The sequence below is a fragment of the Streptomyces sp. NPDC007905 genome, from assembly GCF_042959345.1.
Taxonomy (GTDB): domain Bacteria; phylum Actinomycetota; class Actinomycetes; order Streptomycetales; family Streptomycetaceae; genus Streptomyces.
In genome coordinates this window covers 48,225-63,717 of sequence record NZ_JBIBKS010000030.1, presented here as the reverse complement: position 1 = coordinate 63,717, position 15,493 = coordinate 48,225, and the positions used below count along the sequence as shown (strand labels likewise).

7 protein-coding genes are annotated in these 15,493 nt (G+C 70.7%); all 7 read right to left on the bottom strand.

Features of this window, described 5'->3' with window-relative positions:
* The 7 genes from ACFZDC_RS36420 to ACFZDC_RS36390 all read right to left on the bottom strand — a co-directional run bounded on the left by ACFZDC_RS36420 (position 1) and on the right by ACFZDC_RS36390 (position 15,485).
* Entirely contained in the window at positions 1 to 753 is a 753-nt protein-coding gene (locus tag ACFZDC_RS36420; protein ID WP_391330643.1) for an alpha/beta fold hydrolase, read from the bottom strand.
* Positions 750 to 6,434 carry an amino acid adenylation domain-containing protein gene (locus ACFZDC_RS36415; RefSeq protein ID WP_391330641.1) on the bottom strand — a complete coding sequence of 1,895 codons (5,685 nt, stop codon included), beginning with the start codon at positions 6,432 to 6,434 and terminating at the stop codon, positions 750 to 752. Before ACFZDC_RS36415 ends, ACFZDC_RS36420 begins: the two co-directional genes overlap by 4 nt.
* A 245-nt stretch (positions 6,435 to 6,679) precedes the next feature.
* Positions 6,680 to 7,372 carry an alpha/beta fold hydrolase gene (locus ACFZDC_RS36410; RefSeq protein WP_391330640.1) on the bottom strand — a complete coding sequence of 231 codons (693 nt, stop codon included), beginning with the start codon at positions 7,370 to 7,372 and terminating at the stop codon, positions 6,680 to 6,682.
* Between the two features lie 262 nt (positions 7,373 to 7,634).
* On the bottom strand, positions 7,635 to 8,696 hold the full coding sequence (locus tag ACFZDC_RS36405; protein WP_391330638.1) for a phosphopantetheine-binding protein: 1,062 nt from the start codon (positions 8,694 to 8,696) through the stop codon (positions 7,635 to 7,637).
* A 41-nt stretch (positions 8,697 to 8,737) separates the two neighbouring features.
* A complete protein-coding gene (locus ACFZDC_RS36400) occupies positions 8,738 to 10,045 on the bottom strand; it encodes an MFS transporter (protein ID WP_391330637.1) in 1,308 nt (435 codons plus the stop codon).
* A gap of 193 nt (positions 10,046 to 10,238) precedes the next feature.
* Complete coding sequence (locus tag ACFZDC_RS36395; protein WP_391330635.1) at positions 10,239 to 10,991, bottom strand: alpha/beta fold hydrolase; 753 nt, start codon at positions 10,989 to 10,991, stop codon at positions 10,239 to 10,241.
* A 195-nt stretch (positions 10,992 to 11,186) separates the two neighbouring features.
* Positions 11,187 to 15,485, bottom strand: a complete 4,299-nt coding sequence (locus tag ACFZDC_RS36390) for a condensation domain-containing protein (RefSeq protein ID WP_391330633.1) — start codon at positions 15,483 to 15,485, stop codon at positions 11,187 to 11,189.
* Positions 15,486 to 15,493 lie beyond the last annotated feature (8 nt).

Genomic DNA, 15,493 nt, shown 5'->3' with positions numbered 1-15,493 from the left:
TCAGTGAGCACCCTTGCGCGCGCCGCGGGACGTCACGAGACCGAGCCCGGCGGCCTGCCGCAGCACGTGCTCGGGGGTCTCGGTCAAGTACATGTGCCCGCCGGACACCTCGGCGAGGGTGAACTCCGCCGTGGTCGCCGCCGCCCACTCGCCGGCCAGGTCCGTACCGACGAGATGGTCGTCGTGCCCGCGCATCGCGGTGATGGGCACATCGAGGATCGTGTCGTGGTCCGCGCGGTAGTTCTCGTCCATCTCCACGTCCGCGCGGAACGAGGGCAGGAGGAGTTCGCGCATCTCCGGATCCGCCAGCGCGCCGTGCGAGTAGCCGGAGTACTCCTCGACGCGTCGGATGAACTCGTCGTCGGGCTGCCCCGTGGCCCGGCCCCGGAAGTCGCGGGCCGTCCATGGGCCGGGTGACCCGCTCACCACGATACCGGCCACCGGCCGGCCGCTGTCGGTGAGCCGGCAGGCGAGTTCATAGGCCAGTACGGCTCCGAGACAGTGGCCGAACAGGACGGTCGAGCAGGGCGCGTCGGCCCGGTCGAGCCGCTCGGTGATGCCGGGCCAGAGCCACTCGACCGCCTTCGGCACCGTGCGCAGCGGTTCCTCGTCGATGAGGCGTTCTCTGCCGGGCAGTTGCACCGCGACGACCTCGGTGTGGTCGTCGGCCAGTGCCTGCCACGGCCGGAAGAAGGAAGCGCCCGCGCCTGCGAAGGGCAGGCAGATCAGCGTGACAGCGCGTGGGTTGCTCATGCGGTGGCTCTCTCCTGGTCGTCACCGACCGGCAAACCGTCGGTCGTGGGCACGCTCGACTCGGACAGGGCCCGCCTGATGACGGCGCCGATCTCGACGGCGCGGCCGGGCTCGCTCATCTCCTGGTGTCCGCAGTCCAGTTGGTGGTCGATCACCCGACCCTCCACGTATGCCTCCCACACCTGCGGGGCGGGGGGCGCTCCGTGGATGTCGGACATCGCGCGGAAGAGCAACAGGTCTCCCCTGTGGCGGCGGGGGGTGAACTCGTAGGCGAGAGCGACATGGTGGGTGGTCGACACCAGTGCCGTGTGGATCGTCCGGTCGTCGAACGAGCCGAGGATGAGGTCCTTGTCGCGCAGGAACCTCACGGCCTCCGCGGTGTCGCGGATCTCGTGCTCGTCGGTGAGGACGGCCGGATCGTGCAGCAGCGACGCGACGGCCTTGCGCAGGTCCGGGGCCACCTGGCCGGCCGTCGGGTCGGCCGGGTAGGCGTCGAGGACGCCGAGCAGCGCCACGTCCTCGCCGTCCTGCTGCAGTCGGGTCGCCATGGCGTGGGCGACCAGCCCGCCGAAGGACCAGCCGAGCAGATGGTAAGGGCCATGCGGCTGCACTTCGCGGATCGAGTCCAGGTAGGCGTCGGCCATCTCCTCGACCGTGGCCGGCCGCGTCGTCTCTCCCCCGGCCTGGAGTCCGTACACCGGACGGTCCGCCGGTACGTGCGGCAGGAAGTGGCTGTAGCACCAGCTCAGGCCCATCGCAGGATGGACGAAGAACAGCGGCGGGCGATCACCGGACGTCCGCAGGGGCAACAACGTGGTGTTCCGTGACTGTTCGCCCATGCGCGTCTGCTCGATGAGCCCCGCCACGGTCGGCGCGCGGAAGAGGTCTCGGATGGAGACGTCAACGCCGAGCGCGGACCGCAGCTCTTCGACGAGTTCGGCGGCGAGCAGCGAATAGCCGCCGAGGTTGAAGAAGTTCTCCTCGGGACCCACGGACGGCACCCCGAGGACCTTCGCGAAGATCTCCGCGACCACCTGCGTGTACGCGTTGGGCGCCGCCGTTGTCCGTGTCTGCGAGCCGGGTCCGCCGCCGGGCGGGGCCGCCGGTTGCCGGGGGGCCTTGGTGGTGACGGACGCCTTCCCCGAAGGGGCGGCCTGCCCGCTGATCGGCCTCGACGGGTCGGCCTCGAACTCGGCCACGAGCGAGGTGAACTCCTCGACCATGGCCTGGGCGGTGGTGTGGTCGAACAGAGCCGTGTCGTACTGCAGCTCTCCGGTGATGCCGCCGGGCTTCCCGGTGGCCGTCCGGTGCTGCGTCAGGTTCAGGGTGAGGTCGAACTTGGGGGCCGTGGTCTCCAGAGCGGTCACCTCCGTGTGCAGCCCCGCCAGCCGGGTGTCGAGGGCCGCCTGTTTGGTGCCGACGCTGAACATCACCTGGAAGAGCGGGTTGGGGGCGGCCGTGCGCGGCGGGTTCACCGCCCGGACGACCTGCTCGAAGGGCACGTCCTGGTGGACGGTGGCGTCGAGGTCGGTCTCGCGCACGCGTTCAAGGAGCTCCTGGAACGTCGGCTCGCCGCCCGCATCGACGCGCAGGACCAGGGTGTTGACGAACATGCCGATGAGGTGGCGCAGGGCATCGTCGTCGCGGCCGGAGGCGTTGATGCCGATGGGGATGTCGGTGCCGGCGCCATTGCGGTGAAGGAGGCCGACGAAGGCGGCGTGCAGCACCATGAACAGGGTGGCGCGATGGTTCTGCGCCAGTTCGATCAGCCTGGCGTGGAGGTCGGCGTCGATGGCGATGTCCACGTGGGCGCCGTGCTGCCCCGCCGTGTCCGGCCGCGGCCGGTCGGTGTTGACCGGCAGCTGACGCGGCAGGTCGCGCAGGGTCCGCACCCAGTAGTCGAGGTGGCGGTCCCGCACGTCCGGCGCGAACAGGGCCCGCTGCCACAGCGCGTAGTCGGCGTACTGGACGGGCAGTGGACGCCACTCCGGGGCCTTCCCGCCGACGCGGGCGGCGAAGGCCGTGGCGAGGTCGGAGAAGAGCGGATCGACCGACCAACCGTCCGCGGCGATGTGGTGAAAGACCAGCAGGAGCACGTGCTCCTCGGGTCCCGTGCGCAGCAGCAGTGCGCGCAGCGGCAGTTCGGCGGACAGGTCGAAGGGCCGGTTCCCCTCCGCCCGGAGCAGCTCGTCGAGCCCGTCGGGGTCGCACTCCCGCTCCTGCCAGAAGTCCGGTGCCTGGGTGCGGTGGTCGAGAAGGACCTGGTGGGGTTCGCCGTCGGTGGTCCGGTACACCGTACGCAGGATCTCGTGCCGGTCGATGACGTCCTGCAGGGCCAGCCGCAGGGTCTCGGGGTTCAGTTCACCGGTGAGCCGCAGGGCGTAGGGGTTGTTGTAGGCACTGGTGAGGCCGTTGAACCGCTGCAGGAACCCGAGGCCCTGCTGCTGGAACGCGAGCGGAACGCGTTCCGGCCGCTCCATCGGGACGAGCGCCGGGCGGTCCGCGGTGGCCTCCCGGGCCACCCGGGCCAGATCGGCGGGGGTCGGATGCTCGAACACCTCCCGCACGTGCAGCTCGACACCCAGGACCGCCCGCGCGCGGTTGACCAGCTGGGTGGCGAGCAGCGAATGACCGCCGAGCTCGAAGAAGCCGTCCTCGGGGTTGACCAGGGGCAGGCCGAGCACTTCGGCGAACAGCTCACAGAGGATCTGCTCGCGGGTCGTGATCGGGGAGCGGTCGCCGGCCCGGCCCGCGGCACCCGGCGCGGGAAGCGCCCTGCGGTCGAGCTTGCCGTTCACCGTGAGCGGCAGGTCGTCGACCGGCACGATCGTCGGCACCATGTAGTGGGGCAGCCGGCGCTGCAACCGGCCGCGGACATCGCTGGGTGACACCCCGGCCTCGCCGGCCACGACGTAGGCGACGAGGCGCTTGTCGCCCGGTGTGTCCTCGCGCACGATCACGGCGCTGCGTACGACGTCGGGCTGTTCGGCGAGCGCGGCCTGGATCTCGCCCAGTTCGATGCGGAAGCCGCGGATCTTGACCTGGTGATCGGCGCGGCCCACATACTCCAGCTGCCCCTGCGGGGTCCAGCGAGCCAGGTCGCCGCTGCGGTACATGCGCTCGCCGGTGTTCTCGAACGGGCAGGCCACGAACCGCTCGGCCGTCAGGGCCGGCCGGTTCAGGTAGCCGCGCGCCAACTGCGGTCCCGCCACGTACAGTTCGCCCACCACGCCGACCGGTACCGGCTGGAGCCGGCCGTCCAGGACGAAGGTGCGCAGGCCCGCGACCGGCAGTCCCACCAGGCTGCGTCCCGGCGACTGGGCCGCCGTGCGCGCGTCGAGGGCCAGATAGGTGGTGTGGATGGTCGTCTCGGTGATGCCGTACATGTTGACCAGGGTCACGCCGTCGTCCGGGTGCCGGTCGTACCAGGGGCCGAGCTGTGCGAGGTCGAGTGCCTCACCGCCGAAAATGACGGTGCGCAGGGCGAGTTGGGGCGTGCTCCTGGCCTCCTCCACGATGAGCGGGTAGAAGGCCGACGGGGTCTGACACGCGACGGTGACCTTCTCCTCGGCGAGGAGGGCCAGGTAGTCCCGCGGTGAGCGCGACACCTCGTACGGGACGGTGACCAGGGAGCCGCCGTACGCGAAGGCGCCCCACATCTCCCACACCGCCATGTCGAAGGCGTACGAGTGGAACCACGACCATACGTCGTCGCCGTCGAAGGCGAACTGCTCACGCGTGGCGTCCAGGAGCGCGACCACGCCCGCGTGCGGGACGGCGACGCCCTTGGGGCGGCCGGTGGAACCGGAGGTGTAGATCACGTAGGCGGGGTGCCGGGAGTCGAGCGGTGCGATCCGGTCGGCGTCGGTGAGGTCGGCGGGGTTCTGGGCGACGAGATCGGATTCGACGCCTTCGTCACCGAGCTGGATCGGCGCCGCCGCCGTCGGCGGCAGCAGATCCGCCGCGGACTCCGACGTGACGACCAGGGCGGGCCGCGCGTCCTCGAAGATGACCGAGACGCGCTCCGCCGGATAGGCCGGGTCCACCGGCAGGTAGGCCGCACCCGTCTTGAGGACGGCCAGGAGGGCGACGGCCAGGTCGGCGGAGCGGTGCAGCAGCACCGCGACCCGCTCCTCGGGGCCCGCCCCACGCGCCCTGAGCAGCCGCGCGAGGCGGTTGGCGCGCGCGTTCAGCTCGCGGTAGGTGATGCGTTCGGCTCCGTCCACGACGGCCACGGCGTCAGGCCTGTCCGCCGCCCGGGCCTCGAACAGCTCGGTGAGCGTGACGGCGGGGTGGGCGCCGAGGGTGCCACTCCACTCGGTGAGCACGTGCCGGCGCTCTCGCGCGTCCAACAGGTCGATGTCCTGGATCGGTCGGTCGAGGTCGGCTGCCGCCGCCTCCAGGACCCGGGCCAGACGCTCGGCGGCGGCGCGTACCGTCGCCTCCTCGTAGAGGTCGGTGGCGCCTTCGACCTCGACCACCAGGCGGTCCGGGATGCCGTGCGCGGTGCGCTCCGGGGTGAAGCCGATGGAGAGGTCGAACTTGGCGGTGCCGAGGTCGACCGGGCGGATACGGGCGCTCAGCCCGGCGGCCATCTCCACCGCCCCCGGGTCGGAGTCCTTCACGGTCATGAGGACCTGGAAGAGCGGGTTGCGCTGGCGGGATCGCTCGGGGTTGAGGTCCTCGACGACCCAGTCGAACGGCACGTCCTGGTGGGACCAGGAGGCGATGTCGGTGTCGCGGACCCGCTGGAGCAGCTCGCGGAAGGACGGGTTGCCCGCGGTGTTCGTCCGCAGCACGACGCTGTTGACGAAGAAGCCGACCAGGTCCTCGAGGTCCTCGTCGTCCCGGCCCTCGACGGGCACACCGATCGGGACGTCCTCGCCCGCGCCGGTCCGGGACAGCAGGACGGCGGTCGCCGCCTGGAGCACCATGAACAGCGTGGTGCCGGTCTCCTTGGCGATCTCCAGGAGCCGGGCGTGGAGCTGCGGGGAGCAGCCGACGGTATGGGTCGTGCTCCGGTGCGATGCGACGGCGGGACGCGGGCGGTCCGGCCGGATCAGGGCTTCCTCGGGCAGACCGGCGAGCGCCTGACGCCAGTACGACAGCTGCCGGGCGGCCTCGCTCTCCGGGTCCGACGGGCTGCCGAGGTCCTCACGCTGCCACTCGGCGTATTCACCGTACGTCACGGCGAGCGTCTCCCAGTCCGGCGCGTTCCCCTGGGTGCGCGCGCGGTAGGCCTCGCTGAGGTCCTTCACGAGCGGACGCACCGAAGCGCCGTCGGTGGCTGTGTGGTGCATCACCAGGAGGAGTACGTGTCCGCGCTCGCCCATGGCCAGCAGGTGGGCGCGCAGCGGGCGGTCCTTTCCGAGATCGAAGGGTATCCGGCTGAGCCTGACCAAGGCCGCGTCGAGCTCCGTCTCGGCGACCTCGGTCACGGGGAGTGCGACGCCGTCGTCCTCGTGATCGAGGACGCGCAGGCGGGGGTTGCCGTCGACGTCCTCGAAGACCGTGCGCAGCGTGTCGTGGCGTACGACCACATCACCCAGTGCGAGCCGGAGGGCTTCCCGGTCCAGATCCCCTTCAAGGCACAGGGCGAGTGGCACGTTGTACGTCGGGGACGGCCCTTCCTGCCGACTCAGAAACCACAGACCCTGCTGTCTGACGGAGGGTGAGAACAATCTGGAGCTCCAATTCCTCGCCCGAGCCTGTGGCGTAATGGCCTGATATCGCTCGGTTCCATTCAAGACGTCAGGTTTGCCTCACGCTAGTGCGCTCGACCCGCGGCCTGAGGCACCTTGGGCGGCAGAACGCCGGTGGCTGCCCCGAGCCATGAAGGGGCGCCTCGGCACGAGGGCAGGCACGTCGGGACCGTGGGCGGCCCCGCGAGCGGGCAGGCAGCGGTGCCGCGGCCCCGAGCAGAGCGTCAGGGACGCAGCAGGGCGCCGATCAGTTCGGCGGACTCTTCCAGCACGAAGTGGTCGGTCGCATACATGTGCATCGAGAACGACCGGGTGGTCTCCCAGCGCCAGGCCGCCATCGACTCGTAGCTCACGAGTGTGTCGTGCATGCCTCCGGCAACGACGATCGGGATGTCGAGCGGAGGTTCCGGGGCGTACGAGATGCGCTCGACAAGCCGGCAGTCGGCCCGCAGCATGGGCTCGAAGATGTCCATCATCTCGGGGTCGGCGAGGATGCCGGCCTCCATCCCGCCGAACGACATCACCCGCTCGAAGAGTTCGTCGCGGGGCATCTGATGCAGCGGCGACTCGATGACTCGTACCGAGGGGGCCTCGATCGACGACACCGCGAGGAGTTCCGGCTGCTCCCGGCCGTGCGCGCGCAGCCACCGCGCGAAATGGAAGGCCAGCATGCTGCCGGAACAGTGTCCGAACAGCACGAACCGGCCCTTCGTCACCGGAGCGAGGACGCTGCCAAGCGTGTCGAGGAGGTCCGGCAGGTCCTCGATGGGCTGCTCGTCGAGCCGGTTCTCCCGCGCGGGGAGCCGAACGGCACACAGTTCGGCGCCATGCGGAAGCCGCTCGGCCCACTCGTTGTACAGGGAGGCACCGGCGCCGATGTGCGGGAAGCAGATCACACGCACATCCGGCTTGGTCACCAGGCGAGGCCTGTGGACCCATTTCCGGTTGACCGGTGTTCCTATCATGCGGCTCTCCGGGTGAACAGGGTGAAGAGACCTCGGTGTCGCGGCACTCGTCGCGTTGCTCGACCGCGGGCCTCGTTCCGTGGATGGTGAACAGTTCCAAAGCGGTGGTTGGCTCGTCGATGCCCTCGGGACTCGAGGCGGCCGACCCGATGGAACTCCGCGGTCTTCGGGACTTCCGCGGCGTTCAGGCCGTACGGCAGTCGCTGTACGCGCCTCACGTGAGCAGCTCCGCCTTCATGACTTCGGCCACTCGCGGGTCGCGGAGCAGTGGTCCGAACCATTCGAGTCCGTACTCGAACCAGTGCGTCCGGCAGTCGGAGAGCACCGTGCCCCAGGTCTCCTTGACCTGCTGCGCCTCCCGCTCGTCCTGCAGCAGGACGACGGGAGCGTCGTAGGGCTGCGGCCGGTAGCGGCTCAGGGCACAGGCGACACCGGCCGCGATCCGCTGGAGCCGACCCAGGTCCGCCGGCCCGGTGTCGGCTTCGTACCAACCCTCCTGGCGCAGCAGAGCGAGGACCCGCTCCGCGCTCTCCGCACCGGTCAGGCCGAAGCGCTTGGCGACCACGGCCAGGCGGTGGTGCAGCGCGGAGTCGAAGTCGATCGGTTCCTCCGGCAGCGCGGCGGGCTTGATCATTACGAGGCGGGCCACTTCCCGCCCCCGCTCGCGCAGTTGACGGGCGAGCTCGAAGGCGAGGACCGCGCCGCTGCCGACGCCCGCCAGGTGGCAGGGGCCCTCGGCCTGGATCTCGCAGAGCTCATCGAGGAAGCACTGGGCAAGGCCGGCAACGGTCGCCGACTCGGCTTGGACGCCCGGAAGGACTTGGAGGGACAGCGCGTACACCGGGCGTCCGGTCTCCCAGGCGCACGCGGCCTCGCGTTCGATGTCGCAGAACTGCTCGGACGGAACGAGGAAGAGCGGGTCGCCCGCGTCGTCCCCTCCGAGCGGACTCAGGGTCCGTCCGGCGGCCTGTGCCCCGGAGCCGGGCGCCTTGAGCACGTCGGGCACCGGGACGTCGAGCGTCGGGTCCGCGGCAGTGAGCGTGCCCACCGTGAGCCGCTCGGCCAGCTGCGCGGGCGTGGGATTCCGGAACACCGCGAGGCTGCTCAGGGCGATACCCCGCTCGCGTGCGGAGGCGACGGCACCGATCGCCTTCAGGGAAGTCCCGCCCAGATCGAAGAAGTCGTCGTGCGGCTGAACCGAAACACCGAGGACGTCCGCCCAGATGTCACACAGTTCCCGCTCGATCTCGCGACAAGCTTTTGCCGGTTCGGTCACCTCGTGGACATTAGGAGAACGCCGCCGGCGTCGTCGGCAGGCTAACGGGCAACTGAGCGGCAGTCGGCTTCCGTCTGTTCGGGGGGCGCGGTGGGCAGGTTTCGATGCCGGCGAATGGGACTGAACAGCAGCATCGAAGTGGTCAGTACGAAGGCGCTCGTCATCGCCCAGACCGTGGCGCGCAACCCGAGCGCACTGCTCAGGACGCCACCGAGCAGTGCGCCGACCGGGATGGCCCCGTAGTTGAGGAACTGCATGCTGACAACCACGCGGCCCAATATCGGCCGGGGGCAGTACTCCTGCACGAAGCTGCGCTTCACCACGTTCACGATCATCACGCCGAGCGAGATGATGAGCCCGCCCACCACCACGAGCGTCAGTCCCGCGCCCGGTCCTGCCAACGGGATGAGCAACGCGAAGGGGACCGTCACCTGACCGAGCAGCACGCCGCGCGCGCTGCCGAAACGGCGGGTGACCCAGGGGGCGATCGTCGCCCCGATCACTCCCCCCACGCTGGTCCCGGCCATCGCGAGGCCGGCCGCACCGGCGCTGACGTCCAGTTCCCTGACCATGAAAACCACAAGGACGGCCGTGAAACCCTGCAGCGACAGGTTCGCCGCCGCCCCGTTCAGCGTGAAGATACGCAGGTAGGGATCGCCGAACACAAAGCGCAGGCCCTCCCTGATGTCCCGCAGGAGACCCGCGCTCCTGCGGGCGGGCGGCCGTTTGCTCCCACCGTCGTGCCGGATGGACAGCAGACAGGCCGACGACACGAGGAAGGACAGCGCGTCCGCGGCCATTCCCCACACCGCGCCGACGGCCTGGGCGAGCAGACCGCCGATCCCCGGCCCGGCGATATGTGCCGCGGCGGCGCTGCCCTGCAGTTTGGCGTTGCCCTCGACCAGTTCTTCCGAGCGCAGAAGGGACGGCACATAGACCTGGAACGCGGTCTCGAAGAAGACCGCCGCGGTGCCGGCCACAAACGCCGCGATCATCATCTGCCAGATGGTCAGCACACCCGTCCAAGCGGCGATGGGCACACTCGCGAGGCTGACCAGGGAGACCGCGTTGCAGACCAACATGACCCGGCGACTGGGCAGTCGGTCGACCCACGCACCGGCCGGCAGGCCCACCACGAGCCACGGCAGCCAGGTCAACGCGGCGAGCGCGCTCACCAGGAAGGTGCTGGCGTCCAGCGTCATCACCGCCACCAACGGCATCGCGACGATCGACATGCTGCTGCCGACCTTGCTCGTGGTCTCGCCGATCCACAGCGACCGGAAGTCGCGGTGTCGCAGCACCCCCCTGCGGCGCTTGCGCTCTCCGACACCGGCACCCGTGTCGGTCATGCTGTCTCCTGTCACCTGGCGCGCCTTTCAGGGGGCTTCCTACCTCGTGCGGCGCTACCGTACGCGAGTTCGTCCGCGTGGACGGGCAGCTGGGGAGGCAGGACGGAGGCAGCCCGCGCACGACGGCCCGGCGCTCCTGGGGCGGGAACGGTTGTGCGGAGAGACGGCAGCCACAGACACCGCCGCCGTGGCATCAGGCCGCGGACGCGATGTGCTCGGTTATCTCCTGCCGGACAGCCTCGGCATGGTCGTCGAGGTAGAAGTGCCCACCCGGGAAGACCCGCATCCGGAAGTCGCCCGAGGTGTGCCGGATCCAGTCCTTCACGCCGTCGGCATCCACCACGGGGTCGTCCTCGCCCGTCAGGGCGATGATCGGGCAGTGCAGCCGCGCGGACGACGGGCTTTGGTGGAGCTCGGAGGCACGGTAGTCACTGCGGATGGTCGGCAGCACGAGGGGCAACAGCGATTCGTCGGCGAGCAGTTCGGCGTTGGCGGCGTTCAGCCTTACCAGTTCCTCCACCAGCTCCTCGTCGGAGGCCAGGTGGTGGCGCTGGTCACCGGCGACCGAGGGAGCGCGCCGCGCGGATGCGAACAGCCCGAGCGGCTTGACCCCTCGCTGCTCGAGCCGGAGCGCGATCTCGAAGCCCACGGCGGCACCCATGCTGTGGCCGAAGAGCGCGAGCGGGCGGTCGGTCCACGGGATCAGCTCGTCGGTGATCCGGTCGGCGAGGGTCGCTATGTCCTCGATGCAGGCTTCGTTGAACCGGTCCTGCCGGCCCGGGTACTGGACCGCCAGCACCTCCGTCGTGGGCGACAGCGCCTTCGAAAGGGGGAAGTAGTACGGTGCGGCCCCACCGGCGTACGGCAGGCAGACGAGGCGGGCAGTGGCCTGAGGGGAGGGATGAAACCGCCGGATCCAGGCGCCGACGCTCGATGCTCCTGCCACGGTCTGCTCCTCTTCGTCCACGCCGAAGTCACCGTCCCCGTGGGCGCCTTCGCCCGCCGCCGAACGATGACCTCCCTCACCGTAACTCCCCGATCCTGACCGAGCGGCAGCCGCGGGCGGCACCCTGGCGGCAGCACGAGTGCCCCAAGACGCTCCGCCTCCGCAGTGGCTTCGGCGGGCCCGCGAACCGGCCCGTCAGCTCGGTGTCGTACTCCTGCGACGGGGCCTGACCTTGGGAGCCTGCTCCAGTCGTTCGGCCAAACCCGCCACCGTGGGGGCCGCCATGACATCGCCGACGGATGCCTTGATGCCCAGTTGGCTCCTGATCCGCACCACCAGGCGGGACGCGATCAGCGAATGGCCGCCCAGGTCGAAGAAGTTGTCATGGACGCCGACGCCGACGGCTTCGAGGACCTCCTCGAACAGCGCGCACAGCAGTTCCTCGCGCTCCGTTCGCGGCTTGTCCTCCGCCCCGGCGGACGCAACGGGGACTCCCCCGTCCGGCAGCGCCCCGGGGTCCGGTGGCCCTTCCCGCTCGCCCACCGGACCGACAAGCTCCAGGACACCGTCGGCCCTTCGGCGCGCGAGCCGCCCCGTACGGTGCATGCGCTCGCCGGGCGAGCCGTACGGATTCGCGATGAACCGTTCGCCCGTCAAGGCCGGCCGATTCGCATAGCCCAGGGCCAGCCCCACTCCGGCCACGTACAGGTCACCGACGCCTCCGACCGGGACGAGCTCCAGGCCGGGACCGAGCACGTAGGCGCGCTGGTTCGTCACCGGCACGCCGATCGGTACGGGCGACGTCTCCAGTCCCTCGGCCACGACCTCGTGGCAGGTGGTGAGGCCGGTGTTCTCGGCCGGGCCGTAACCGCTGAGCACACGCAGGTCCGGGAAGTCCCGCAGCGCCTTGGCGGGATGGGCGGCCGAGGCGTCCCGTGCGCCGATCAGGGCGTACCGCACTCCTCGCAGCGCCGCCGGACGCTCGTCGAGCAGCCGGTTGAACAGGCCCTCCGGCAGCCGCAGGACCGTGACCCCGTGCCTGGCCACGAGGAGTTCGACGGCTGCGGGATCGGGGGCCTGTCCGGGGTGCAGCACGCACTGCGCGCCGTGCAGCAGTGCGCCGAACAGCTCCGTGACGGACGTCTGCTCCGACAGGGGCGAGCACGGCAGGTACACGTCGTCCGGACCGAACTCGTGGTGGTCCGGCGCGGCACATGTGCCCACCACGGCCTGGTGCGAGGTCACGACGACCTCCGGCCTGCCCGCCGCCACCGCGGTGACCGTCGCACACGCCGGATCGCCGGCGTGACCGCCGACGTCGAGGTTCGCTGCGGAGCGCGCGTCGATGGCCGCGGCGTCCTGGTCCAGGCTCACGGTCGTCTCGGCTCGTGCGCACGTCGCGTCACCGGCTCGGGTGACGAGGACCCGCGCGGCCGTCACGTCGAGCACCCGAGCGATGTCCTCATGGGGCAGCGTCGGATCGAGGAGGACGCAGGCGGCGCCGGTCTTGAGGACCGCGAGGGCTGCCACGGCCAGGTCAGGACCGCGCCCGAGGCAAACGCCGACGAACGTCCCTCGTGTCACGCCGGCCTCGAGCAGGTGGCGCCCCAACCGGTTGGCGCGAGCGTTCAGTTCACCGTAGCGAAGCTGTCGGTCACCGTGTGCTGTCGCGATCGCGTCGGGGTGCAGCCGTGCCCGGGCCTCGAACAGCTCGTGAATCCGCCCGGTCGCCGGTACGTCCGCCGAGGCGCCGCTCAGCGCGAGCACGGCCTGCCGCTCGTCCGCGGACAGCAGATCGACCTGCGCGAGACGGGTGTCCGGGGCCGTGGCCATCGCTTCCAGAACGCGTACGAAGCGGGAGGCGAGATCCTCGACCGTCGTGCGGTCGAAGAGGTCGACGGAGTACTCGAACGAGCCGTCCAGCCCTGCGGGGGCATCGTCGACGTAGTCCTCGTGGAGCCACAGCGAGAGGTCGAACTTGGCTGTCCCGTTGCCGACTTCGACCGGCTCGACCTGTACGTCCGGCCAGTTCGGCTGGGATTGCCTGCGGCCCTGCAGCACGAGCATCGTCTGGAACAGCGGGTGCCGTGCCGCGGCCCGCTCCGGGTTGAGGAGTTCCACAAGGCGCTCGAAGGGCGCGTTCTGGTTTGCGAAGGCGGCCAGGTCCGTCGCCCGTACCCGGTCCAGGAGTTCGGTGATCGTCGTGTTGCCCGAGAGGTCCGTACGCAGCACCAGCGTGTTCGTGAAGAACCCGATCAGCCTGTCGAGTGCCTCGTCCGTCCGGCCGCTGACCACCGTGCCGATGGGGACGTCCGTCCCGGCGCCGAGCCGGGACAGCAGCGCCGCGAGGCCCGTCTGGAGCACCATGAGCATCGTCACGCCCTGCTGGCGGGCGAGGGCTACGAGCCCGCGATGCAGGTCGGCTCCGACGGTCACGGGGACCAGGTCGCCCCTGAAGGAGGGGGTGTCGGGCCTGGGCCGTGCGGCGGGCAGGTCGAGTTCCGTGGGGATGCCGGCAAGTGTGCTCTTCCAGTACTCGAGTTGGCGCGACAGCACACTGTCGCGGTCTTCCTCGGAGCCGAGCAGCTCGCGCTGCCACAACGCGTAGTCGACGTACTGGACGTGCAGCCGGTCCCAGCGCGGAGCCTCACCCTCGCGTCGCGCCGCATAGGCGGTCGACAGGTCCCGCAGGAGCGGATCCAGGGACGCGCCGTCGGAGACGATGTGATGGATGAGCAGCAGCAGCACATGCTCATCGGAGTCCAGCGAGACGAGGAACGCCCGGATCAGCGGTCCGTCGCCCAGGTCGAAGGCCCGGCCGGCCAACGCCGCCAGGACGTCCGGGAGCTCGGAGCGCCGGCACGAGGAACGCTCCAGGTGGACACGGGCCCCGTCCTCGGGGATGACGTGCTGATGGGGTGCGCCGTCGTGGTTGCGGAACGTCGTGCGCAGTGCTTCGTGCCGCACGACGAGGTCGTTCACGGCCGCCTCGAGCGCGCCGGCGTCCAGCGCCCCCTGGAGCCGCAGCGCGATGGGGATGTTGTACGACGCGTTCGGGCCCTGGATCTGGTCCACCATCCACAGGCCCTGCTGGCCCGGTGACGCCGGGAGCAGGGCGGGTCGCGGATCCACGGGACGCAGCACGGCCCGCACATGCTCGGACTGGCTGATCCTGGCGTCCAGTTGTGCGACGGTCGGGCCCCGGAACACGGCGCTCAGGTCCAGCTCGACGCCGAAGAGGGTGCGAACGCGGCTTGCGATGCGGGCCGCGAGGATCGAGTGGCCGCCCAGGGCGAAGAAGTCGTCATGGACGCCCACCGTTTCCAGTCCGAGCATGTCGGCGAAGATGCCGCAGAGGATCTCCTGCCGCGAGGTACGCGGCGCGGCAGGAGCAGCGACGGCACCCCCCGCCTTGGCAGGCAGCAGCAGTTCGGGCTGGGGCTCGGCGTCCTGCGGCACGAGCTCGACGGAGCCGTCATACCGCCAGCGAGCCCGTTCGCCGGTGCGGTACATCCGTTCGCCGGAGTTGCCCAGGGGATGGGCAACGAAGCACTCCGCGCTGAACGAGGGCTTGTCACCGTATCCGTAACCGAGTCCCTCGCCGGCCAGGTACAGATCTCCCACCACACCAGGGGGCAGCAGCCTCAGGCGGCTGTCCAGAACGAAGGCACCGCCCACCCCGGCCGGGCGGTGGAGGGGCCACAGATCCTCGTGCGGTGGCTCGGCGGCCTGATCGGCGTCCTCCGCGACCGTGCACGTCCCGCCGTGCAGCAGCGCCGCCCACCAGCGGTCCACCCCGGAACCTTCCGGCCGCGGCGTCCCGCTCCACGATCGGTCGGCGTCGGGGCCCGTGTACGGCGGACCGGAGAACCGGTGAGCCACGGCACGGTGCGGGACCAGCTCCCACAGGACCTGACCGTCGCGGGTTCGACGGGGCACCAGGCAGGCCACGTCGCGGCCGCTCACGCATGACGAGGGCCGGGTATCGGGTTCGGCGGCGATCAGGGCCGCGTCGTCGTCGAGCGCGACAAGGCGTACTCCCGCGGGCAGTCGCCCCCGAAGGCGCGCCAGATCGGCTCCGCGGCCGAGCACCACGCCGACGGTCACCGGGAATTGCGGTGGTACGAGAGGCTGTGCCGTATCGTCGGCATTCACGGCGACGTACGCGGCTCCCGCCTTCACCACGGCCAGTCGTGCCGCGATCGCATCCAGGCCCGGACCGTGACAGATCCCGACGGCGGTGCCGCGGGCGGCCCCCTGCCGCCGCAGATGGTGGGCAAGCCGGTTGGCCCGCGCGTCCAGTGCGGCGTACGGAATCCGCTCGTCGCCCAAGTCGACCGCGATCGCGTCCGGCCGCACATCCACCTGCCGCTCGAACAGGACACCGAGCGAGGGGCCGTGGTCCTGGGCGCCCTCCGGCTCCGCGAGGGTCTCGGCCCGGCCTGTCGGCAGCTCCGACCGGGTGACCTGTCGGCCGTACGACGGGGGGATCATGTCTCTCC

Bases quoted from the DNA above. Each gene is read 5' to 3' on its own strand.
- ACFZDC_RS36420 (WP_391330643.1), bottom strand. From the start codon at position 753: ATGAGCAACCCACGCGCTGTCACGCTGATCTGCCTGCCCTTCGCAGGC.
- ACFZDC_RS36400 (WP_391330637.1), bottom strand. From the start codon at position 10,045: ATGACCGACACGGGTGCCGGTGTCGGAGAGCGCAAGCGCCGCAGGGGG.
- ACFZDC_RS36390 (WP_391330633.1), bottom strand. From the start codon at position 15,485: ATGATCCCCCCGTCGTACGGCCGACAGGTCACCCGGTCGGAGCTGCCG.